Annotated in this window: 18 protein-coding genes and 1 pseudogene; 15 read left to right on the top strand and 4 right to left on the bottom strand. The window is 57.8% G+C overall.

The window, feature by feature from the left end; translation table 11 throughout:
- The 11 genes and pseudogenes from THISIDRAFT_RS15130 to THISIDRAFT_RS01495 form a co-directional block, all read left to right on the top strand.
- Window positions 1-554, top strand: a pseudogene (locus THISIDRAFT_RS15130) (hypothetical protein); the annotation flags it as partial.
- 462 nt (window positions 555-1,016) lie between these two features.
- The gene (locus THISIDRAFT_RS01540) at window positions 1,017-4,484 is read left to right on the top strand and encodes a response regulator (RefSeq protein ID WP_159098518.1); all 3,468 of its coding nucleotides are present in this window, start codon (window positions 1,017-1,019) and stop codon (window positions 4,482-4,484) included.
- Window positions 4,485-4,747: 263 nt separating this feature from the next.
- Window positions 4,748-5,497: a hypothetical protein gene (locus THISIDRAFT_RS01535; RefSeq protein ID WP_006787373.1), complete on the top strand. Its 750-nt coding sequence runs from the start codon at window positions 4,748-4,750 to the stop codon at window positions 5,495-5,497.
- Between the two features lie 9 nt (window positions 5,498-5,506).
- On the top strand, window positions 5,507-6,313 hold the full coding sequence (locus tag THISIDRAFT_RS01530) for a FlgO family outer membrane protein (protein ID WP_006787372.1): 807 nt from the start codon (window positions 5,507-5,509) through the stop codon (window positions 6,311-6,313).
- A 9-nt stretch (window positions 6,314-6,322) separates the two neighbouring features.
- Complete coding sequence (locus tag THISIDRAFT_RS01525; RefSeq protein WP_040852178.1) at window positions 6,323-7,138, top strand: CheR family methyltransferase; 816 nt, start codon at window positions 6,323-6,325, stop codon at window positions 7,136-7,138.
- Window positions 7,138-7,644: a chemotaxis protein CheD gene (locus THISIDRAFT_RS01520; RefSeq protein ID WP_006787370.1), complete on the top strand. Its 507-nt coding sequence runs from the start codon at window positions 7,138-7,140 to the stop codon at window positions 7,642-7,644. The genes THISIDRAFT_RS01525 and THISIDRAFT_RS01520 overlap by 1 nt, the downstream gene beginning before the upstream one ends.
- Window positions 7,645-7,713: 69 nt before the next feature.
- Window positions 7,714-8,778 (top strand): protein-glutamate methylesterase/protein-glutamine glutaminase, encoded by a 1,065-nt coding sequence (locus THISIDRAFT_RS01515; RefSeq protein ID WP_040852176.1) that lies wholly within the window; start codon window positions 7,714-7,716, stop codon window positions 8,776-8,778.
- 91 nt (window positions 8,779-8,869) lie between these two features.
- A complete protein-coding gene (locus THISIDRAFT_RS01510) occupies window positions 8,870-10,033 on the top strand; it encodes an RNA-guided endonuclease InsQ/TnpB family protein (RefSeq protein ID WP_006787368.1) in 1,164 nt (387 codons plus the stop codon).
- A 93-nt stretch (window positions 10,034-10,126) separates the two neighbouring features.
- A complete protein-coding gene (gene rfbD / locus THISIDRAFT_RS01505; RefSeq protein ID WP_006787367.1) occupies window positions 10,127-11,014 on the top strand; it encodes a dTDP-4-dehydrorhamnose reductase in 888 nt (295 codons plus the stop codon).
- 26 nt (window positions 11,015-11,040) lie between these two features.
- Entirely contained in the window at window positions 11,041-11,727 is a 687-nt protein-coding gene (locus THISIDRAFT_RS01500) for a hypothetical protein (protein ID WP_006787366.1), read from the top strand.
- Window positions 11,728-11,802: 75 nt separating this feature from the next.
- Window positions 11,803-12,435, top strand: coding sequence for an esterase/lipase family protein (locus THISIDRAFT_RS01495; RefSeq protein ID WP_006787365.1), 633 nt, complete (start codon window positions 11,803-11,805; stop codon window positions 12,433-12,435).
- 248 nt (window positions 12,436-12,683) lie between these two features.
- On the opposite strand, the gene THISIDRAFT_RS01490 is transcribed toward THISIDRAFT_RS01495, so the two are convergent.
- On the bottom strand, window positions 12,684-14,411 hold the full coding sequence (locus THISIDRAFT_RS01490; protein WP_006787363.1) for an SLC13 family permease: 1,728 nt from the start codon (window positions 14,409-14,411) through the stop codon (window positions 12,684-12,686).
- 132 nt (window positions 14,412-14,543) lie between these two features.
- Between THISIDRAFT_RS01490 and THISIDRAFT_RS01485 the strand changes: the two genes are divergently transcribed.
- From THISIDRAFT_RS01485 to crp, 4 genes are all read left to right on the top strand, one after another.
- Window positions 14,544-15,320, top strand: a complete 777-nt coding sequence (locus THISIDRAFT_RS01485) for a helix-turn-helix domain-containing protein (RefSeq protein WP_159098517.1) — start codon at window positions 14,544-14,546, stop codon at window positions 15,318-15,320.
- Window positions 15,317-16,219 (top strand): sulfate adenylyltransferase subunit CysD, encoded by a 903-nt coding sequence (gene cysD, locus THISIDRAFT_RS01480; RefSeq protein WP_006787361.1) that lies wholly within the window; start codon window positions 15,317-15,319, stop codon window positions 16,217-16,219. Before THISIDRAFT_RS01485 ends, cysD begins: the two co-directional genes overlap by 4 nt.
- On the top strand, window positions 16,219-18,123 hold the full coding sequence (cysN, locus tag THISIDRAFT_RS01475; RefSeq protein WP_006787360.1) for a sulfate adenylyltransferase subunit CysN: 1,905 nt from the start codon (window positions 16,219-16,221) through the stop codon (window positions 18,121-18,123). Before cysD ends, cysN begins: the two co-directional genes overlap by 1 nt.
- A 207-nt stretch (window positions 18,124-18,330) precedes the next feature.
- Entirely contained in the window at window positions 18,331-18,984 is a 654-nt protein-coding gene (gene crp, locus THISIDRAFT_RS01470) for a cAMP-activated global transcriptional regulator CRP (protein ID WP_040852173.1), read from the top strand.
- Between the two features lie 60 nt (window positions 18,985-19,044).
- Here the strand turns inward: crp and THISIDRAFT_RS01465 are convergent, their stop codons facing one another.
- The 3 genes from THISIDRAFT_RS01465 to THISIDRAFT_RS01455 are packed head-to-tail and all read right to left on the bottom strand — an operon-like array spanning window position 19,045 to window position 23,183.
- The gene (locus tag THISIDRAFT_RS01465; protein WP_006787358.1) at window positions 19,045-21,540 is read right to left on the bottom strand and encodes a glycogen/starch/alpha-glucan phosphorylase; all 2,496 of its coding nucleotides are present in this window, start codon (window positions 21,538-21,540) and stop codon (window positions 19,045-19,047) included.
- A gap of 55 nt (window positions 21,541-21,595) precedes the next feature.
- Window positions 21,596-22,732: a tRNA 2-thiouridine(34) synthase MnmA gene (gene mnmA, locus THISIDRAFT_RS01460; RefSeq protein WP_006787357.1), complete on the bottom strand. Its 1,137-nt coding sequence runs from the start codon at window positions 22,730-22,732 to the stop codon at window positions 21,596-21,598.
- The gene (locus tag THISIDRAFT_RS01455) at window positions 22,722-23,183 is read right to left on the bottom strand and encodes an NUDIX hydrolase (protein WP_040852168.1); all 462 of its coding nucleotides are present in this window, start codon (window positions 23,181-23,183) and stop codon (window positions 22,722-22,724) included. The genes mnmA and THISIDRAFT_RS01455 overlap by 11 nt, the downstream gene beginning before the upstream one ends.
- Between the last annotated feature and the right edge of the window lie 46 nt (window positions 23,184-23,229).

Here is a 23,229-nt window from a genome sequence, read left to right as displayed (position 1 = left end):
GGCGGGTGGAGCGGGCCAACCAGACCCTGCAAGACCGTTTGGTCAAGGAGCTGCGCCTGCGTGAGATCTCGGACATCGACGCCGCCAACGCCTCCCTCCCCACCTTCATGGCCGACTTCAACGCCCGCTTCGCCGTCGAGCCACAAAGCCCCCAGGATGCCCACCGACCGGTGCTGCACAGCCCCGAGGAGCAGGCCCTCATCCTTTGCCTGCACCATACCCGTAAGCTCTCCAAGAACCTTTGCTTCCAGTTCAAGAACCGGGAATATCAGCTTCAGGGACAGGGCAAGGGCTACCGCCTGCGGGGTGCCACCCTCACCGTCTGCGAGGCCTTCGACGGCACCATCACCCTCCTGCACCAGGGGCACATCATGCCTTACCGTCTGTTGGCTGAGGGCGAACCGCCCACACCGCTGGATGATGAAAAAAGTGTCCACCACAGCGTCGACCAGGCCAAGGCAAAACAGACCGCCAAGCCAACCTACAAACCGGCGCCGGACCACCCTTGGAGAGGTCGGGGCAACATCACTCCGGCACCAGCCCAAACACCATAACCACGCATTCTACGGGGGACACTTCTGCTTTGCACAAAAGGGGACTTTTCTGAATTGGGTTGACAGCGTCTGCTTTGCGGGATAGCGCGTAGGCAAAGACGTTAGCGCGGCCAACAGGAACGGGCTTTGCCTTGTCGCTGATGTGCGTTAAGAAGCCGCTACTAAAAATCTATGAAAATCTATTTCACGGATTTGTATACGCCGTCACTGCTATTGCCAGGAAAAACCGGGTCTTACATAACTCTTGCGTACGGATTAACGTCCAGCCGTAGCCTGTCTGGACGGTGCAAAAGCGCACAAGGACAGCCTACTACATAACAAAGCACAGCGCCGGGCGCAAAAAGACAAGGTTTTTATAGAAAATGATAGATTTTAGCCAGCAGTTACAAACCCTTGCGTGGGTTGATCATCCCAGGCTTGGTTGAATGCGCTATGCTGTGCGTTTTTTTGATGACCATGACGATGACGATACGTCAAAAGACGCTGATGATTTTGGTGCTCAGTGTGTTGCTGATGACCAGTATGATGTTTTGGTGGGCGCGGGGGGTGTTGTTGCATCGCGCCCAGGAGAATACCTCGCAGGCGGTGCAGGCCAAGCAACTGCGTATCCAGGCGAATCTGGCGCAGGTCAAGGAGGTCTTGGCAACCTTGGCCTTTGATTATGCGGCCTGGGATGATACCTATGCCTTTATGCACGATCCTGACCCGGCGTATCTGAGTTCCAATTTCATTGATCAGACCTTTGCACATCAGGGATTGAATGTTGCTGCGTTGATTGATGTGCAGGGTGAGGTACTGTTTGCCAAATATTACGATCTGGCCAAGGATGCAGAGCGGCCTTTGCCGTCTGCGTTGGCGCAGTTGCTGGCGCAGCCCTCGGTATTGACGCGGGCACAGGAGAGCGGCGGGGTGCACGGCTTGATCATGCTTGAGGGGCAGCCGATGTTTATCGCTTCTCAGCCGGTGCTGACCAGTGCCTATCAGGGGCCGGCACGCGGGGTGCTGATCTTTGCCAAGGTCTTTGATGAATCCAAGCTGCAACAGCTGGAGCAGCTGACCGGTTTGGCGCTGGCGCTGCACACCGTGAAGGCTGCAAATATGCCTGACGGGCTGTGGGATATCCCCGAGAAAGAACACCCATTGACACGCATCGCAGGCGAGTATCTGCATATTTATCTGCCTTTTCGCGATGTGTTTAATGCACCGATTCTGATGTTGGAGGTGTCTTTATGGCGCGGGTTTTATCTCCAGGCGCTACAGGATTTGCGCGTGTTGCTGATGTTGCTGTTGCTTACCGGCGGTCTGGGTGTGCTGGTGATGCTGTGGGTGCTGGATCGTCTGGTACTGGCCAGGATTTCACAGGTGCAATCCTTTGTGCAGGGGATCGCACAGGAGAAGCGTTTTGCGTCGCGCATTCAGATGGTGGGGCGTGATGAGATCAATTCACTGGCGGAATGTATCAATGGATTACTGGCGGCGCTGGAGGATGAAATCCGCCTGAAGCTGGCCAAAGAGCGTGAAGCGCACGAACACGCAGAACAGTTTGCGCGCATCTTTCAGCTAAGCTCCATGGCAGTGACGGTGACGCGCATAGAAGATGGTTTGCTGCTCAATGTCAATGAGGGCTTTGTGCAGCTTTCCGGCTATTCCCGTGAGGAAGCGATTGGCAAAACAACCCTGGAATTGGGGCTGTTTGATGATCCTGCGCAACGAGAAGAATTGGTCAGCATTCTGCGTACCGAAGGGCGGATCAATCATTACGAGCTGCGTTTTCGCAGAAAGCCGGGGGCCTTGATGGATGCGCTCTTATCCGTTGATTGGGTGCATGTTGAAGGGCAGCCCTATCTGTTGTCGGTGGTCATTGATATCACGGCGCGCAAGGCCATGGAGCGGGCACTGGAACAAAGTCGTGAGCAGTATCAGCTGGCGATTCATGGCAGTAATGACGGAATCTGGGACTGGGATATGCTCAACAATGCCCTGTTTTTGTCTGCGCGCTGGAAAGCAATGCTGGGCTATGCCGATGAGGAGCTGGAGAATGTTTTTGCGACCTTTGAGCGCCTGTTGCACCCAGATGATCGCGCCAGCGTGTTGAATTATGTACAGACCTATCTGCAAGGGAATGAGGAGGGCTATCACATTGAGTTTCGGATGTGCCACAAGCAGGGGCATGATGTGTGGATTTTGGCGCGGGGGGCGGCCTTGCGCGATGCCCAAGGCAAGCCGTATCGCATGGCCGGTTCACACACCGACATCACGGCGCGCAAGCACAATGAGCTGGCCCTGGAGCAGGCCCGACAAGCGGCAGAGGCCGCCACGGTGGCCAAAAGTGAATTCTTGGCAAATATGAGTCATGAGATTCGCACTCCGCTCAACGGGATTGTGGGGATGACCTGGCTGTTGGCCGATACGACGCTAAACACCACTCAGCAGCGCTATCTTGAGGCGATCCGCAGCAGTGGCGATGCCTTGTTGTCTCTGGTCAACGATATTCTGGATTTTTCCAAGATGGAAGCGGGACATCTGCTTCTGGAGCAGATTGAGTTCGATCTGTATGCCGTGCTGGAGTCGCTCAACGCGCTGATGGCTTTCAAGGCACACGCCAAAGGACTGGAGTTTGTGTGTGATCTGGCGCCGCAGACGGAACGCTATTTTCACGGTGATCCGAACCGCTTGACGCAAATTCTGAACAATTTGCTCAGCAATGCCATCAAATTTACCCCGCAAGGGGAGGTGTGCCTGACGGTACGGCGCTTGCAGAAACAAGACGACGAGACCGTATGGCTACATTTTGCGGTCAGCGACAGCGGGATGGGGATTGCCGCCGACAAGCTCAATACCCTGTTTCAAAAATTCAGCCAGATTGATGCCTCCATGACCCGCAAATTTGGGGGAACTGGCCTGGGCCTGGCGATCTGCAAACAACTGGTGCAGATCATGGGTGGCGAGATTGGCGTTAATAGCCAGGTCGGCCAAGGGGCCACCTTTTGGTTTACGCTCCCGTTGCAGCCGGCCCGCACCAGCGCTGCGCCCCGTGTCGCGGCGGAGCTTGCCAATGTGCGCGTGCTGGTGGTGGATGACCATGCGCGCACCCGCACCGTATTGACCGAGGCCTTGCGTGAACAGGGCGCCGAGGTTGATGCGGTCAGCGATGGGCCGAGCGCTTTGCGGGTGTTGTATACGGCCTTAAGCGAGGGCGCACCGTATGCGCTGGCGCTGCTGGATCAGCAGATGCCCTTGATGGATGGGCTGGCCTTGGCGCGGGCGATCCGCGCCAACACACAACTACACGCGACCCGGCTGGTGTTGCTTGGCACAACCCAAGGCGCGCCTGAAATCGATGAGGCGGCATTACAGACCCATGGTTTTGCAGGCTGTTTGCACAAGCCGATCCCGGTCTGGCGCTTGGCAGAACAACTGACACCCCTATTGCAGGCTGCACAATCCCCGGATGAAGCACCCCCTGCATCCACGCAGGCACCATATGCCAACCCGCTTGCCCAGCAAGTGACGGGCCTGTTCGCCGGACAGGATAAGCGCGTATTACTGGTGGAAGATAACGCCATCAATCGGCAGGTGTTAGTCGGCGTTTTGACAAAGCTTGGGCTTTCGGTGGATCAGGCAGAAGACGGCGCGCAGGCCATCGAATGCTTGCAGTGCCAACGCTATGATGCGGTGCTCATGGATGTACAGATGCCGGAGGTCGATGGTTTGCAGGCCACCGCCTGGATTCGTGCCCAGGCCATGAGCAACCGCGCCGAAACCAGACCCCTGCCGGTGATTGCCATGACTGCCCACGCCATGCAGGATGACAAAGCCCTGTGTCTACAGGCCGGTATGGACGATTACCTGACCAAACCGGTGGATGTCATGGCGCTGTGCAAAAGCCTCCAGACACATTTGCAGAATGAAACCTGCCGAGGCGTTTAATGATAATCATCCCAGCCGCTGTTAGCGCTCAACGCAACAGGCCGTCTGTGGTGAAAACAGCCATTCCAACGCAAGGGCGGCAAAAAATGCCTCTGTTTTTATAAAGCGGCGTGAGGAATTTTTTAATCCACTGGTTTTGAAGGCGATTTAGGCGCTTTGCGTTTAGGCATTGCTTTTGCATTTAGCACAGGTAACGAGACGTGGCCATGTTATGCCGGGCCGTGTGTCATCGGCTTTTCTTTTTATCTGTGGAGATTAACCTCATGTCCAGGATTATCCTTGGGCTTTCGCTGGTGGCGATGTTGCTTATCAGCGGCTGTGCGCAAATCGCACAGGCCCCCGTTCCCGATGCTTATCCTTTGACCACGCAGCAGCGAATGCAGGCCATGCATCATTGGGAGGTGCTGGCTGAGGATGTCGCGGCTAAGGTTGAAACCACCTTGGCCGGGCGTCTGGTGGCGCAACAGTGGCCGATTTATGTCGCACCTTCCGGGACGACGCCGTTTGAGCGGGCTTTTCAGTCGCTGCTGGTGACGCATCTGGTCAAGCGCAATATGATTGTGACCAACCGGCCCACGGAGGCGGTGGTGTTAAGCTTTGATCTGGAGGCGGTGCGCCACAGCGAGCGAATCATGCATGTGCGGGATCGGGTGTATATGCGTCTGGCCCCGGATGTGTATGTTTATCGCACCGGTTTTCCGCTTTATCAGGATGGGCGGCCGTGGGCCTGGGCCGATGGGCGTCGGCGTCTGTATGGGCCAGATGGGGTGTATCATCATTATTGGTATGATGGCGTGCATGGTCCCTGGCATGAGATGCACCAGCCTAGCTGGTATAGTTTCCGTCTGCCCAGTACCGAGATCATGGTGACCTCTACCTTGATGTATGGCGAGGACTACATCATGCGCGATGCCGCCATTTATTATGTCAATGAGACCGACGCCTGGCATTATCAACATGCCTTGACGCCGGAGCCGCCGCGCTCGGTTATCTATCAACTGACGGATCGCTAGGAGGATGTCATGACATACCGCATTGCTCAGCTGATGACCGTGCTGCTTTTCATGGGCTTTGCCCTGCAGGCGCAGGCCTTCAACAAGCCCTATCATGGCAGCTATGATATGCGCTATCACTCGCTGGAGAGCGTGGTTTATACCGCCACAGACCGGCTGGAGCGCAATCTGATTCATCCGGTGGATCGGGTGCGCCCAATTCTGTTTACCAGTTTTGTAGATATTGACCGGCTCAGTGTTTCCAGCACCCTGGGGCGCCTGATTGGCGAACAGGTGGCCTCGCGCATGGCCCAGCATGGCTACCGTTTGGTAGATCCCAAGCTGCGCAGCGGGCCTTTGGTGATTCAGGAGGGGGTGGGAGAATTGGCGCTGTCTCGCGAATTGCGCGATGTGCGCACCTATCCCGAAGCGCAGGCGGTGCTGGTGGGCATGTATAGCGTGGTCAATAATCAGGCGATTGTCTCGATGCGTCTGCTCAGTCGCGAGGATAATGCCATGCTGGCGGCGCATGAATTCAGCATGTATCTGACCCCCAATCTGCTCAATCTGGCCTGGCAGGAAAGCCGCTACAGTGCCACCTCGTCACAGGGTCTGGCCTTGGCCAGCGTCCCGGACCCGGCACCTTTGCTGAATCTGCGCAACCCCGAGGATGCCAAGGCCGTACAGGCACGTCTGGCGGAACTGGGTTTTTATCGCGCCCGTATTGATGGTATCTGGGGGCCGCGTTCGCGTGAGGCCCTGCGCCAATTCAGGGAGTCCCGGCGTCTGGGTACGGGAGCCTGGGATCAAAGCACCCAGCGGGCCTTATTTGATTAACGTTAGAGGTTGGCTATTTTACTCAGTGACGCAGAGTTTCATCTGTTCCAGACACTGATGCTCAAGCAAGCGGGCATCAGTTTGTCTGTGGCCAAAAAACCCCTGGTCGCGGGTCGTCTGGCCAAGCGCCTCAGCCATTATCAGATCAGCAGTTACCGCGATTATTACCGCATCCTCGCCCATGATCGCCAGGAGTTTCAACGGGCGATTGATTTATTAACCACCAACGAAACCCGCTTTTTTCGGGAACCCTTGCATTTTCGCCTGCTGCAAGAGCAGATTTTACCCGCCTACAAAAACAACCCGGCACGACGCGCCCCCCTGCGCATCTGGAGTGCAGCCTCTTCTTCGGGGGAGGAGGCCTACAGCCTTGCCATCGTCTGTGCGGCCTGTCTGGGAGAGCAGCCGTGGGAGATTTTCGCCTCGGATATCAGTCTGCGTGTTTTGCAAAAAGCCCGCACCGGCCTTTATGATATGAACTGCGCGGCAGAAATTCCGCAAGCCTATCTGCACGCCTGGTGTCTGAAGGGTACCGGGGCGTATCGCGGACAGTTTTTAATCGACGCACGCTTGCAGGCACGGGTCAGCTTTGCACAGGTGAATCTTAATGCCGAGCTGCCCGCAGTGGGGATGTTTGATCTGATCTTTTTGCGCAATGTGATGATTTATTTTGATAAAAGCACGAAGCAGGCGGTAGTGGCACGCCTGAGCCAAAAACTTAAAGACAACGGATGGTTGTTTATCGGTCAGGCAGAGACCCTCAATGGCCTGCAGCATAGCCTGGTGATGCACACGCCCTCGGTCTATCGCAAAATCGCCACCTGATGCCCGTTGATTCCGAACACCTCGCGCTTTATCTGTCCCCTGGCGCCATTCAAACGGCACAAGGGAATACGCGGATTCGCACCCTGCTGGGTTCGTGTATCGCCATTACCCTGTGGCATCCTGGGCAACGTATTGGCGGCATGTGTCACTATCTGCTGGCGCGCCACCCCCAAGACCTTGGGCGTCGCATCAACGAACCGCTGGATGCGCGCTATGCCGAGGACGCCATGCACTTGCTGGTGGATGCATTGAGACACCAGGGGGCCTTTGATCCGGCAGTGACCGAGGCCAAACTGTTTGGCGGCGGTTGTATGCTCTCGCCTGCCCACATCCCGCCGGGAAAGCCGCTGCATCCTTTGCAGCTGCGCAATATCGAGGTTGCACGCGCCTTGCTGGCACACTATCAGCTGCCCATCCGGGCCGAGCATGTCGGTGGCTTTGGACATCGGCAAGTGATTTTTGAGATCGATACAGGCCATGTCTGGATTAAACATACCCCCTTGTAGCAAGGTAGTGTCTCGCGATCACGCCGCGCCGTTTGCCGCTTTGTCATGCCCGATATGCGGGCCCACGGCATGAAACCCAAAATTCGCGTGATGGTCGTGGATGATTCCGCCACAGTGCGTCAGGTGCTGTCGAGAATTTTGACGCAGGCCCCGGATATCGAAGTCATCGGCACCGCCGCAGATCCGCTGTTTGCGCTGGAAAAAATGCAGCGCAACTGGCCCGATGTGATTGTGCTGGATGTGGAAATGCCGCGTATGGATGGCATCAGCTTCTTAAAAAAACTGATGGCAGAACACCCCACCCCGGTGGTCATCTGCTCCTCGTTAACCGAAAAAAGCGCCGACAGCGGGATGCAGGCGCTGGCCCTGGGGGCAGTGGAGATCATCACCAAGCCCCAATTAGGGCTGAAGCAGTTTTTACTGGATCGCGGCGAGCAGCTCATTGGCGCTGTGCGGGCCGCCGCCTGTGCCCGGCCGCGCCTCTTATTATTGCCACAGGAAGAACAGATTGCTCCACAGGGCACGGAGGCAGCGCTGCAGGCCAGCGCCCCGATGAGCCTGGAAACCACCGACAAGGTCGTCGCCATCGGCACCTCCACCGGCGGCACCCAGGCCCTGGAAATCCTGCTCAGTAGTCTGGCGCAGGATGTTCCGGGGATGGTGATCGTGCAGCACATGCCGGAAAAATTCACCCGCGCTTTCGCCATGCGCCTGAATAGCCGGTGTATCATTGAGGTGCGGGAAGCGCGTGAGGGTGATCGCGTCTTGCCGGGGCTGGCGCTGATTGCCCCCGGCGGACGGCATCTCTTGCTCAAACGCAGCGGGGCCCAGTATCGCGTGAGCGTGGAAGATGGTCCGCAGGTTAACCGCCACAAGCCCTCGGTGGATGTGCTGTTTCGCTCGGTAGCGCGCTGTGCCGGTAGCAATGCGCTAGGCATCATCATGACCGGCATGGGCGATGATGGCGCACGCGGCCTGAAGGCCATGCACGATGCCGGCGCGCTCACCCTGGCGCAGGATGAGGCCAGCTGTGTGGTCTACGGTATGCCGCGTGAGGCCATCAAACTCAATGCCGTCACCCGCACGGTTGCCCTGCACCGTCTGGGGCAGGAAATCACCGCCCTGGGTTTTTAACTGACGCTTACAATCTTTGATTACCTCTGATAATCTACGATAATGGAAAAGCGATTAGTTAAGATAATCGCAGAAGACCTCGGACTCAATAATGCTCATCGCAAACAAGATTGAACTGCGCCCAACCCCTGAGCAAGCCGATTATCTCAATCGGGCCTGTGGATCGCGTCGGCACTGCGACAACCAACTGCTGCATTATTTCAGTCAGGACGGCGTAAAATGGTCAAAAGCCGCAGCGTATCCGTATTATATCCAGGTATTGCGCGTTCAATTTTCGTGGTATGCGAAAGTGTCCAGCCGGGTAACGCGCAACGCGATTGATGATCTTGACAACGCATTCAAGCATTTCTTTCGGCGCGTGAAAGCCAAGGCCAACAAGCCAGGCTATCCCCGCTTCAAGAAAAAAGACCTCCATGACTCCTTTGCCCTGCGCGAGTCAACCAAGTGCGACGTAGACGGGCGCACACTGCGCATTGAAAAGCTCAAGACCCGCATCAAGATGCGCCAAGGTTTACGCTTTACCGGGCAGACCAAACAGGTCACGATCAGCAAGCGGGCAGGGCGGTTCTATGCTTCCATCCTGGTAGACACTGACGAATACAACCCACACGCACCCGAACAAGCTTCAGTCGGTGTTGATCTGGGCATCAAGGATTTAGCGACATTAAGCACCGGCGAAGTCATCCCCGCCAATCAGCGCCTCAAGAAACATCTCAAATATCTGAAGCGGCGGCAACGGAAGCTGTCGCGCAAAGTGAAAGGCAGTCGTCGGAGCGCGAAAGCCAAGCGCTCCGTTGCACGACTGCACCAGCGGATCAGCCATCAACGTAAGGCCGTTTTACATGAGCTTTCCGATAAGCTGACCCGCACCTATCAGGTCATTACCCTGGAAGACCTGAATGTCTCCGGGATGATCAAAAACCATTGTCTTGCCCGCGCTATTGCCGATGCTGGCTTTGGCGAATTGCGACGACACATCGAGTACAAAGCGGCGTGGCGCGGCGTGACCGTGATCTTTGCGAATCGGTTCTATCCGTCTTCAAAGACCTGTCACGCCTGCGGGAAAATCCATGACATGCCACTGAATCAGCGCACAATGGCGTGTGACTGTGGGCATGTGATGGATCGTGATCTCAATGCCGCAAAAAATTTAGACCGTTATGGTCTGGATCGTCTGGACGCGCTCAGGCCGGACGTTAAACGCACGCAAGAGTCAGGTAAGACGGGTTCGCCCGCGCGGGTGCTGACGGCGTGAACATGCCAAAGATTGTCACAGATTTTCGTGATTATCTGAGGTATTTATGAGCGGCAAAAAGAAAACTGCTGCCTAATCCGGAATGCTGTAACCATGTCAACCACTGTCATTGTCACCGGGGCGCACGGTCAATTCGCGCAACAACTCATCACCGATCAGCCCGCCCACGTCCGTTTGATCGCGTTCAACCGCGCGCAGCTCGATATTACGGATGCTGTCCAGGTGCAACAGTGCCTGCAACATCACCGCCCTGCCTGGGTGATTAACGCAGCGGCCTATACCGCCGTGGATCGCGCTGAAAGCGAAACCGCAGCGGCCTTTGCCGTCAACGCCGAGGCCCCCGGCCATCTGGCCCAGGCAGCGGCGCGTATCGGTGCACGGATGTTGCACCTGTCTACCGACTATGTTTTTGATGGGCAAAGCCCCAGGCCCTATCGCCCGGACGATGCCACCGCGCCTATCAATCAGTATGGACACAGCAAACTGGCTGGCGAGCGCAAGGTACAGGCAGTGCTTGGCAGCGAGGCGCTGATTGTGCGCACCGCCTGGGTTTATGGGACGACGGGACAGAATTTTTTACACACCCTGCTGCGCCTGATGCGCGAACGCGACCGCATCTCGGTGGTTGCCGATCAGATTGGCACACCTACTGCCACCCCCACCTTGAGCCGCTTTATCTGGCGAGCAGTGGAGCAGGGGCTCGGCGGGCTGCATCATTGCACGGATGCCGGAGTCGCCAGCTGGTATGATTTTGCCCAGGCAATTTATAGCCTGGCCCAGGCGCAGGGTCTGGTGCAGCGAGCGGTGTCGATTGTGCCGATCAGCACCGCGCAATATCCCACCCCGGCACGGCGTCCGGCCTGTGCGCTGCTGGATAAAAGCAGTCTGTGGGAGGCCACCGGCCTGATTGCGCCCCATTGGCGTGACAGCCTGCACGCCGTGTTACAAGCCATCACTGCGCCCCCCAAAGCGCCTGTTTAACTTTTCATTGCCTGAGACGCTTGACCATGATGAATGTGACTGAAATTGCCCTGATCGTAGCTTTTGGCTTAATTCTGGTGGGCTATCTGCTGGTGGTAAAGGCAGGGTTTAGACGGGAATTTTTATGGGGCCTGATCACCCTGATCCCCGGCCTTTCACTGCTCTTTGTCCTGTTTTACTGGCGCGAGGCACGCATGGGCTTTGCCATCTCCCTGCTGGGTCTTCTGGTTCTGGCCGGGGCCATTTATGGCGGCGGTGATCGGGTATTGGAGCGCCATCTTGAGCAACTGGGCTTTGCTGGCGTAGAGCTGGATGTGCCGGTACGCCGTCCCTGGGATGTGCCGGTATCCAATGAGGCCCTGATTCGCCAGATCGAACAAGAAATCGGCGGGCCGCTGGAAATCATCACCTATAACCCCAACACCCGCGTCGAACCGCTGCCGCCGCTGGACAGCTTTCAAATGATTGAGCAAACCCAGGTGCGCCGTGCCTATCAGAACGTCGCGCTGAGTCAGCTAAACGCCCTGATCGGTCAACGCATCCGCCTCACCCTGCACGACGGGGCCCGCCGTGAAGGCAACCTCATTGCCATCAGCAGCAACAGCCTCTACCTGCAGCAAGTCGCCTATGGCGGCACCGTCGCCTACGAATACCGTCTGCGCGATGTCCGCAGCGCCGAACACTGGGCGATTGTGCCGGCGGGAAATAACTAAAGCAAAGCGACACAAACGATCTGCAAACGGGGCGGCAGCATAACCATGCCGCCCATGGACAACAGCGAGGTGAACATGCGCGAGGCTGTGGTGTGTATTCACGGGGTATGGATGTCGGGGCTGGACATGTGGCTGCTACAACGCCGTCTGCACGCGCACGGCTTTGCGGTCTACCGTTTTCGCTACCCCAGCCTGACAGACACCCCGGCGCAGAATGCCAGCCGCCTGCATGATTTTATCCAGCGCCTGCCTGCAGAGGTGGTGCATCTGGTGGCACACAGCCTGGGCGGCATTGTCACCTTGCACCTGTTTGAGCGCCATCCGCAGCAGCCGCCGGGACGGGTGGTCATGCTCGGCACCCCCATCAGCGGTAGCAGCGTCGCCCTGCAGGTCATGCAATACACCGCCTTGCGCTGGACCTTGGGACGCTCGGTTGAACAGGGGCTATTAGGCAACGTGCCGCGCTGGCAAGGCCACCGCGAACTGGGCATGATAGCCGGTGCCAGACCCATCGGCATCGGCACCCTGATCCATCGCCAACTTCCCCGCCCCCATGACGGCACCGTCGCCGTCAGCGAAACCCAAGCCAGCGAACTCAACGCCCACCTCATCGTCCCTTATAGCCACCTGGGCATGCTCAACGCCCCCGCCGTCGCCCACGCCACCGCGCATTTCCTGAAACACGGCCAGTTTGCCGCTTACCCCTGAGCGCCGACGGCATGTGAATGCCGTTCCGCAATACCTACGCAAACCTAGGGTGCGTTAACAATTGCCAGTTTTGCCAAGGTAGATGAAAGATAACCGTATTTGGATGCTTTATGCCCCGCTTGATGCTGCGAGATGCCCCGTGGGAGAGACTTGAGCCTCTCCTCCCCGGCAAAGTGACCGACGGTGGTGTGACCGCCAAAGACAACCGTCTGTTTTATGTGGGGCTTTCGGAAGTAGCCTGCGAGTGGTCAAAATGGAAACACCCACGGCGTCAACAATAACACCCCCGCGGAATAGGTCAGGCTGACCGGTAGACCGGTTTTGAGGAAGTCGCTGATCCGGTAACGGCCCGGTGTATAGACCATCAGGTGGGTCTGGTAGCCGTAGGGAATCAGGAAGCAGGCGCTGGCTCCGTAGGCCACAGCCATGATGAAGGGCATGGGATCGACGCCGAAGGCCTGGGCAGTGCTCCAGGCCACGGGAAAGGCCAATGCGGCGGCGGCGTTGTTGGTGACGGTTTCGGTCAGCAGCAAGGTCAAAAAGTAGCAGCCCACAAAGGCCGCATAGACACCGTGGCCGGTGAACAGGGTTTGTATGCCCTGGGCGATCAGAGCGGCGGCCCCCGAGTGTTCCAGCCCCTGGGCGATGGCCAGGGCCGAGCCAATGATCATCCATAGCTCGAAGGGGAAGCGCCGGCGGAGTTCGACCGGGCTGAGTACCCGCCCCAGCAGCAGTCCACCCAGCAGCAACAGCAGGCCGTGGAAGAGGGGGAGTAGTTCCAGGGCGGCCAGACCGATCACCGTGGCAAAGCCGACCAGTGTCAGCAGGCTTTGGGTGCGGTTGAGTTGTGGTCGCTTGAAGCTGCCGCTGAGCAGGTGGAAGTTGCGGTCGATGTTGCGTTGCTGGCGAAAGTCGTTGCCCACCGCCAGTAGCAGGCAGTCACCCACTCGGAGCGGAATCTGGCCAAGCTGGCCCTCCAACCGTTTGCCGCCCCGGCGAATGCCCACCACGCCCGCGTTGAATATGCTGCGAAAGTCCACCTCTTGAAGTGTGCATCCCGCCAGTTCCGACTCGTGGGAGATCACCACCTCCACCAGGTTGGTGGCCAGCAGGTCGTCGGCCTGGTCACCGAACAGCTTGAGTCCCGGAAAGCGTTGCAGTGCCTGGACCTTGCTCACTTCGCCGGTGAATACCAGGGTGTCGCCCTCCTGCAGTACCTCGTCTGGCCCCACCGGGCTGATCAGTCGATGATCCCGCTCGATCTCCAGCAAGTAAAGGCCGTCCAGGTTGCGTAGCTGGTTCTCCTCGATGCTCTTGCCCGCCATCTCTGATCCAGGTTGCAGATCGGCGGCGAGAAAGTAGGAGAGTTTGTCTTCAGTGTCTTCCGGGCGATGGTGGGGCAGCGCGCGTGCGCACCATAGCAGCACGCCGAAGGTGATGAGTGCCACCGGTACACCCACCAGGGCGAACTGGAACATACCCAGTTCAAAACCGCCGGTGCCCAGGGCAAAGGAGTTGACCACCAGGTTGGTGGAGGTACCCACCAGTGTGGTGACGCCGCCCAGGATTGAGGCGTAGGACAGTGGGATCAGCAACCTGGAGGGGGCGATGCGTTGTTGACGGGAAATGGCGCCCAGAAAGGCTGCCACGACGGCGGTATTGTTGAGGAATGCCGAAAGCAGCGCACTGGTCCCCATCAGTCTGGCAGTGGCGGTGGATTCACGTCCGTGCAGCAGTCGTTGTGAGAGCCAGTCCAGCAGTGGGCTGCGTTCCAGGGCCAGTGACACCAGCAACAGCAGCAGCAGCGTGGCCAGCGCCGGGTTGGTGTATTGGTGCAGCAGGGTGGTGGTATCCACCACCCCGAGCAGCAGGTAGACGCCCGCGAGGGTGACGAAGGCAACCGCCGGGCGTACACGTCCCGAAAGCAGTGCTGCCAATAGGCCGGCAATCGAAAATAACACCACCCAGGCGGTCATGGTGATGGGTGTCCTTGCGTGTCGTTGGGCTTGTGGGATTTTAGGCAGGCTTTTATGATGCTGTCTAATGCGGTGGCTAAATTTCCTGTTTTTTTATTAAAAATCAAATTAAAACAAAATCTTGAGATTAACTTGATCACTAAATATTTTTCGCCCGAAACGCTGAATGAGCGTCGCCTTGAGGCGGTGCGGCTACGCCTGGACGGTCATACCGTGGCCGAGACGGCTGTGCGTACCGGTTTGTCGGCACCCACGGTTTCCGCTGCCTGGAAGGCGTTTCGCGAGGGCGGGTGGGAATCGGTTCCGGTCAGGCCCCGTGGTCGCAAGTCCGGGCAGTGCAACTCCCTGGATGATGGGGCGCAAGCGGTGATGGTGGCCCGGCTGAGGGAATGGCCCGCAGGCGAGGCGCCGGCGTGGAGCAGTCGCCATCTGGCCAAGGCATTGGCGGAGGCAGGCCATCCGGTGTCGGCCCGGGCGGTGGAGCATTGGTTGCAGGCACGGGATCTCAAGCCCGGGGGGCTGACAACCGAGGCCTTGGCGCGTTATCGCGGCCCAGCGGGCCGCTGGTATCGTCGGCAGGCGAAGCCGGTGATTGAAGTGGTACACCAGACAGACGGACCTGTCTGGCTGGGAGGTGCGCGGGTTGCCAGGCCTGCCGAGTCATTCCCCGGGCTGCCGCGCTATCAGCTCTATCTACACGGCAAGCGGGGCGTGCTGTACACCCGCTCTCTGGGTTTTCCCCCCTTGGCCAGTGACTACCTGGGACTGTTCCAGCGCCTGCTTGATCAGGCGTCGGGCAAACCGGTCGCCCTGGTATTCCATGGTGCTTGTTTCCAGTTCAGTCCCGAGGTTCGCCGCTGGCTGGATGCACACCCTGATTTTCATTTGCTGAACAGGCCGATGCCATGACGTCACTCACCCATTTACAGAAACTGGAAGCCGAGAGTATCCAGATCATGCGCGAGGTGGTCGCCGAGACCGAGCATCCGGTGATGCTCTATTCGGTGGGCAAGGACAGCGCGGTGATGCTGCACCTGGCGCGCAAGGCGTTTTCTCCGGCCCCACCGCCGTTTCCGTTGCTGCATGTGGACACCCGTTGGAAATTCCGCGCCATGTATGAATTTCGCGACAAGATGGCTCGGGAGATGGGCATGGATCTGTTGGTGCATATCAACCCGGACGGGGTGGAGAAGGACATCAATCCTTTTACCCACGGCTCCGCCATCCACACCGATGTGATGAAAACCGAAGGCCTCAAGCAGGCGTTGGACCAGTACGGCTTTGATGCCGCTTTTGGTGGGGCGCGGCGGGATGAGGAGAAGTCCCGTGCCAAGGAGCGGGTCTTTTCCTTCCGCACCGCCCAGCATCGTTGGGACCCCAAGAACCAGCGCCCGGAGGTGTGGCGTCTTTACAATGCCCGCAAGCACAAGGGAGAGTCCATCCGTGTCTTTCCGCTGTCCAACTGGACCGAACTGGATATCTGGCAGTACATCTATTTGCAGAATATCCCCATTGTGCCCCTCTACTATGCCGCCGAGCGCCCGGTGGTGGAGCGCGCCGGCACCCTGATCATGGTGGATGACGACCGCATGCCGCTGAATCCGGGGGAGGTGCCCATGATGCGCAAGGTCCGGTTCCGCACCCTGGGCTGCTACCCGCTCACCGGTGCCATTGAGTCCGAGGCCGATACCTTGCCGGCCATCATCCAGGAAATGCTCCTGACCCGGACTTCCGAACGCCAGGGCCGGGTCATCGACCATGACAGTGCCGCATCCATGGAAAAGAAAAAGCAGGAGGGGTATTTCTGATGGCTCACGCATCCGACATGATCGCCGACGATATCGAAGCCTACTTGAAGGCTCACGAGCGCAAGGGTTTATTGCGCTTTATTACCTGCGGCAGTGTTGACGACGGCAAGAGCACCCTGATCGGGCGTTTGCTGTTTGAGTCCAAACTGTTGTTCGAGGATCAACTGGCCGCCATTGAGGCGGATTCTAAAAAATATGGTACCCAGGGCGATGCGGTGGATTTTGCATTGCTGGTTGACGGTCTGGCCGCCGAGCGGGAGCAGGGTATCACCATTGATGTGGCTTATCGTTTTTTCTCTACCGACAAGCGTAAGTTCATCGTCGCCGACACCCCAGGGCATGAGCAGTACACCCGTAATATGGTGACCGGCGCGTCCACCGCGGATGCCGCCATCCTGATGGTGGATGCGCGCCACGGTATCCTGACCCAGACCCGTCGCCACAGCTTTTTGATGTCGCTGATCGGCATCCGCCATATCGTGGTGGCCATCAACAAGATGGATCTGGTGGCGTATTCGAAGGCCCGTTTCGAGGAGATTGCCGAGCACTATCGTGAGTTTGCCGGGCAACTGGGCCTGGAGGACATGACCTTCATTCCCATGTCGGCGCTCAAGGGCGACAACGTGATCGAGCATGGCGGGCATATGCCCTGGTATCACGGCCCGACCCTGATGGGCTATCTGGAGTCGGTGGAAGTGGACGAGGCCCGTCTGCAGCGTTCACCGTTTCGCATGCCGGTGCAGTGGGTCAACCGTCCCAATCTGGACTTTCGTGGGTTTGCCGGGATGATTGCCGCCGGTACCGTGAGGCCGGGGGATGCCATTCGTGTCCAGCCCTCTGGAAAAACCAGCCGAGTTCGGCGGATTTATACCCACGATGGTGATCTGGAACAGGCCATTGCCGGGCAGTCGGTGACTGTATTGCTGGAAGATGAGATCGATATTTCCCGTGGTGATGTGATTTCCGGGGTTGAGCAACCTGCCAAAACCGCCGACCAGTTCGAGACCACGCTGGTGTGGATGCACGATCAGCCATTGTTGCCGGGGCGTCCTTACCTGATGAAACTGGGTACTCAGACCGTTTCGGCAAGCGTCAGCCGCATCAAATATCAGGTGAACGTCAACACCCTGGAACAGATCGCCGCCAAGCAGCTTGATCTGAATGGCATTGGGGTGTGTAACCTAAGCCTAAGCAGGCCGGTGGCCTTCGATCCTTACCAGACAAACGCCGATACGGGGGGCTATATACTGATCGACCGTATGACTCATAACACCGTGGGGGCAGGCATGTTGCATTTTGCCTTGCGCCGCAGCCAGAACATCCATATGCAACACGTGGATATCGACAAGCAGGCCCGGGCGCTGGCCAAGGGTCAGAAGCCTGCGGTGCTTTGGTTCACTGGTCTTTCCGGGGCCGGCAAATCGACCATTGCCAATCTGGTGGAGAAGAAGCTCCATGCCGCTGGTCAGCACACCTATCTGCTGGATGGCGACAACGTGCGTCATGGTCTCAATCGTGATCTGGGATTCACGGACGCCGATCGTGTCGAGAATATCCGGCGGGTGGCGGAAGTGGCCAGGCTGATGGTGGACGCCGGTTTGATTGTGCTGACGGCGTTCATCTCGCCCTTCCGCAGCGAGCGCCAGATGGGACGGGATCTGATGCAAGCGGGGGAATTCATCGAAATTTTCGTGGATACGCCCCTGGATGTGGCGGAAGCGCGTGATCCGAAGGGGCTCTACAAGAAGGCTCGCCGGGGTGAATTGAAGAATTTCACCGGCATCGACTCTGCCTACGAGACCCCGGAAAGCCCGGAGCTGTGCCTCAAGGCAGCGGAGATGAGCACCGAAGAAGCCGCCGACGCGGTGATTGCGCTGCTCAGAGCGCGACAGCTGATTGCCTGAAGCTGTGTTGATAAGGCAAAAGGCAAATCTGGAATTGCTCAACGCTGAGGGCAAAAATAGACATCCCCACGATTCTGGATATAATCAAGCGCATGCGCCGGGTTTTTGGATATCCTTGCTCTTGTTTGCACCGAGGCCGTAGTATGGTGTCTCGACGTGACCGGCGTATTAGACATACGGACCAGAGGCGGTTTCCTGCAAATACTGATGAATATCCTAAGAAAATGTCCAAACGAGATCAATCCAGCCCTGGAAATCCTGCTGGCGCATTGCCACCGGCATGATTATCCGCCGCGCACCACGATCATTCACCCGGGGGCTAAAACGGGTACGCTTTATTATATTTTGCAAGGTTCTGTCAGTGTGACCATGGAAGATGACGAGGGACGAGAGTTAGTGCTGGCGTATCTCAATCCTGGGCAGTTCTTCGGGGAAATGGGTATCTTTGCCTCGCAGGCCAGCACCGCCGGGATTACCTCACGAACCCAGCTGGCCACAGCGGAAATTCACTACCCCCGGTTTTTGGAGCTGGCGATGAAGGATGCGCGTATTTTGTTTTTACTCGCCGCCCAGCTCGCTGACCGTCTCACCCAGACTCACCGTAAAGTGATTGACCTGGCCTTTTTGGATGTGACCGGGCGCATTGCCCGCACGCTGATGGAGCTGGCACATCTGCCGGATGCACTCACCCATCCTGACGGTATGCAGATCCGCATTACCCGTCAGGAACTGGCGCGGATTGTGGGTTGTTCGCGTGAGATGGCCGGGCGGGTGCTTAAAGATCTGGAAGAACGCCGGTTGATTACCGCTCGCGGCAAAACCATTGTGGTGTTGGGTGCCCGTCATCCCTCAAATGCATAGCGGTTTGCCACAACGGCACGGGTGGTCGCCGTTGTGGGCCGTTGTGAGTGGTGGGGCGCTTTATGCTTTGATCGGCTCCAGTTTCCAGATTTCCTGATTGTAATCGCTAATGGTGCGGTCGCTGGAGAAGCGCCCGCTGGCGGCGGTGTTGAGAATCGACATGCGCGTCCATTGGGCTTGATCTTGATAGCATTGATCGACGCGCATCTGTGTGTCGATATAGCTGCGAAAATCCGCCGCTGTCATCCATGGATCGTGAGGGTCACGGATGGCGTGGATGATCGGGTCAAAGATGCCGGGTTCCTGGGCATTGAAATCACCGCTTTCGAGCATTCCCATGACCCGTTTGAGATCGTCATCCTCGGCAATGATGGTGTTTGGGTCATAGTGTTTGCGCCGTTTCAGGACTTCCTCGGCGGTCAGGCCAAAGGTAAAGAAGTTCTCCTCCCCCACCTGTTCACGCATCTCAATATTGGCACCGTCCAGGGTGCCGATGGTCAGCGCCCCGTTGAGCATGAATTTCATATTGCCGGTGCCCGAGGCCTCTTTGCCGGCGGTTGAGATCTGCTCGGACAAATCCGCCGCCGGACAGATGAGCTCCATGGCAGTCACCCGAAAATCGGGGAAAAACACCACCCGCAGTCGTTCTCCAATGCGCGTATCGCCATTGATGTGGGCAGCTACATTGTTAATCAGTTTGATGATTTCTTTGGCGCGTACATAGCCCGGTGCGGCCTTGCCACCAATCAGGATGCAGCGGTTGACCAGGCCCTGATCATCCCCACGCAGCAGGCGATCATAGCGGTGGATGATGTGCAAAACGTTGAGCAGCTGGCGTTTGTATTCATGGATGCGCTTGACCTGGATATCAAACAGCGCCTGGGGATCAAACTGCACCCCGCATTCGCTGGCCACCCGTGCGGCCAAGGCCTGCTTGTTGGCGAATTTGATCTCATGCCATTGGCGCTGAAACGCAGGGTCATCAGCCAGGCCGCGCAGATCCCGCAGACGGTCCAGCTGGGTAATAAAATCCTCACCGATATGCTGGCCAATCAAGGTAGTTAGCTTGGGGTTACAGGCGGCCAGCCAGCGGCGCTGGGTGACGCCATTGGTTTTATTGGTGAATTTCTCCGGCCACAGCGCATAGAAATCGGCAAACAGGTGTTGCTGAATCAGGCGCGAATGCAAAGCGGCCACGCCGTTGACCTTGTGACAGGCCACCAGAGCCAGGTAGGCCATGCGGATTTGTGGATCGGGGCCGTCTTCAATCAGCGACATGCGCTGTAAACGCGCTGCATCATCGGGCCAGCGCTGGGCAATGTCGGCCAAAAAGCGCCCATTGATTTCATAGATGATCTCCAGATGGCGCGGCAACAGGTTTGCAAACAAGCGCACCGGCCAGCGCTCCAGCGCCTCTGGCAGCAGGGTGTGGTTGGTATAGGCCATGCTTTGGGTGACGATGGCCCAGGCCTCATCCCATTGCATATCGTGTTCATCCATGAGCAGGCGCATCAGCTCGGCAACGGCAATGGTCGGATGGGTATCATTGAGCTGAAAGCAGTTTTTTTCAGCAAAATTGGACAGCTTCCTATGCGGACGCGCCAGCCAGCGGCGCAGAATATCCTGCAAGGTGGCCGAGGCGAGGAAATACTGTTGGCGCAGGCGCAATTCCTTGCCGTTTTCGCTGGCATCGTTGGGATAGAGCACCATGGTGATGTTTTCGGCGGCGTTTTTCGCGGCTACCGATTCCGGGTAAGCCCCGGCGTGAAACTCATCAAGCTTAAATTCATCCGTGGCCGCCGCTTTCCACAGGCGCAAGGTGTTCACAGTGCCATTGCGATACCCCGGAATGGGGGTGTCATAGGGCACAGCCAGTACATCATGGGTGTCGATCCAGCGTACCCGGTGGCGGCCATGATCATCATGCGTATGTTCGCAGCGCCCGCCAAACTGCACCCGTATGGTGTGCTCGGGACGCTCCAGTTCCCAGGGGTTGCCATCACGCAGCCAGTGATCCGGCTCTTCCACCTGATAGCCTTTGCGCAGCCGTTGGCGGAACATGCCGTATTCATAGCGAATACCATAGCCCATCACCGGCAATTGCAGGGTGGCACAGGAATCCAAAAAGCACGCTGCCAACCGTCCCAGACCGCCATTGCCCAGCCCGGCATCGTGTTCGGCATCCAGCAGCTCTTCGAGTTGCAGCCCAAGCTGCTGCAAGGCGGTCTGCATGGGTTGATCCAGACCCAGGTTCAGCAGGGCATTGTTCAGGGTGCGCCCCATCAAAAATTCCAGCGACAGATAATACGCCCGGCGACAATCGGCCTCTTCATAGGCCTGACGGGTATCGCGCCAGCGCGCCATCAACCGGTCGCGTACCGTGTACGCCAGTGCGGTGTAGGTGTAATACACGGACCGGCAATGGCGATCGCGTCCCAAGGTCCAGTTAAAATGCCGCCGCAGATCATCGGCCAGGCTTTGGGCATCATGGCCTAGCGGGGTGACCTCGGTAAATTCAGGACTGGGTTGACTGGATTGAAACGGGCGCTGGGGCATCGTGTGACCTCACATAAAGACGTTTTAAGACGTTAAAAATCAATCGGATCGCCGCTTAGCCGGTATGGGCAGAGACATCCGGGGGCTGGCTGCGACTTTGGATAATGCCTCCGCCCAGACACTGATCCTGCTGATAAAAGACCACGGATTGGCCCGGCGTGATGGCCCGCTGCGCCTGGGCAAACTGGACGGTCACGCCGTCTGCGTGCGGTATTACGGTGCAGGGCTGGGCCTGCTGACGGTAGCGAATCTTGGCCTGGCAGTGCAAGGGCGCATCCAGCGAATGACCGCTGATCCAGTGTACATCGTGGGCCTTTAGCCGGGTATGCAACAGCCGTGGGTGATCATGGCCTTGGGCGACGACCAGCTGATTGTCCGCCAATATCTTGTCCACCACATACCACGGGGTTTCGCTGGCATCTTTCTGGCCGCCGATGCCCAAGCCCTGGCGCTGGCCGATGGTGTAATACATCAGGCCCTGATGGCTACCGATCACCCGTCCTTCCGGGGTCACGATCTCGCCCGGCTGGGCGGGCAGATAACGCTGCAAAAATTCACGAAAGTGACGCTCCCCGATAAAACAAATCCCGGTACTGTCTTTTTTGCGCGCATTGCCAAAACCGGCCTGCATCGCCAGTTCGCGTACTGTGCTTTTATCCAGTTCGCCCAGGGGAAACAGGCTTTTGCTTAAGGCTGGCTGGCCGAGTGTATAGAGAAAATAGGATTGATCCTTGCCCGCATCCAGACCGGTATGGAGTGCATAGTGGCCATCATGAGACTGGATTCTGGCGTAATGCCCGGTGGCGATGTAATCCGCCCCCAGATGCAGGGCATACTCGAGAAAGGCGCGAAATTTAATCTCGCGGTTGCATAAGATGTCAGGGTTTGGGGTTCGTCCGGCGCGGTATTCTTCGAGAAAATGGCTAAATACCCGCGCCCAGTAGTCTTGGGCAAAATTGACCTTATGCAGCGGGATCTCCAGCTGCTCACACACCGCACGGGCATCGGCCAGATCCTCGGCGGCGGCACAGACGCCATCGCGGTCATCATCTTCCCAGTTCTTCATGAACAGGCCTTCCACCACAAAGCCCTGCTGCTGCAACAGCCAGGCCGCCACCGAGGAATCCACACCGCCCGACAGGCCGACAATCACGCGTAACGGACGGAGGTCTGGCGCAGGTTTAGAACACATCCTGCAAGATACTCAAGGGATAACGGATGCCCGCCCGATAATCGTCCACACAGCGCAATACCAACGGACTGCGCAAGCGTCCGTGTTGCGCATGTTCCAGTAATGCCTCATGCGATAGCCACAGCGCCTCGACAATGCCCTCATCCAGGGGCTGCTCGGCGTGATGGTGTAGCGCATGGCCACAAAAAGCGATGCGCAAAAAGGTGAGCCCGCTGTCATCATGCACCCAACGATAAATCCCAATCACCGCCTCGGGCACAAACTCCCAGGCGGTTTCTTCGCGGGTTTCACGGATAGCGGCGTTTAGCAGGCTTTCACCTTCATCCAGATGGCCGGCCGGCTGATTATACACCAGCATATCCGCCGCACGTTCCTTGACCATCAAAAAGCGGCCATCTTGCTCAATCACGCTGGCCACGGTCACATTGGGTTTCCAGATCACAAATAACATCCTCGTGGCGGGCGCAGCTTGCGCTCGCTGATTTTTAAAGCGGCAT

It is taken from the genome of Thiorhodospira sibirica ATCC 700588 (assembly GCF_000227725.2).
Classification (GTDB): Bacteria; Pseudomonadota; Gammaproteobacteria; order Ectothiorhodospirales; family Ectothiorhodospiraceae; genus Thiorhodospira; species Thiorhodospira sibirica.
This window is presented reverse-complemented; position numbering and strand designations above follow the sequence as displayed.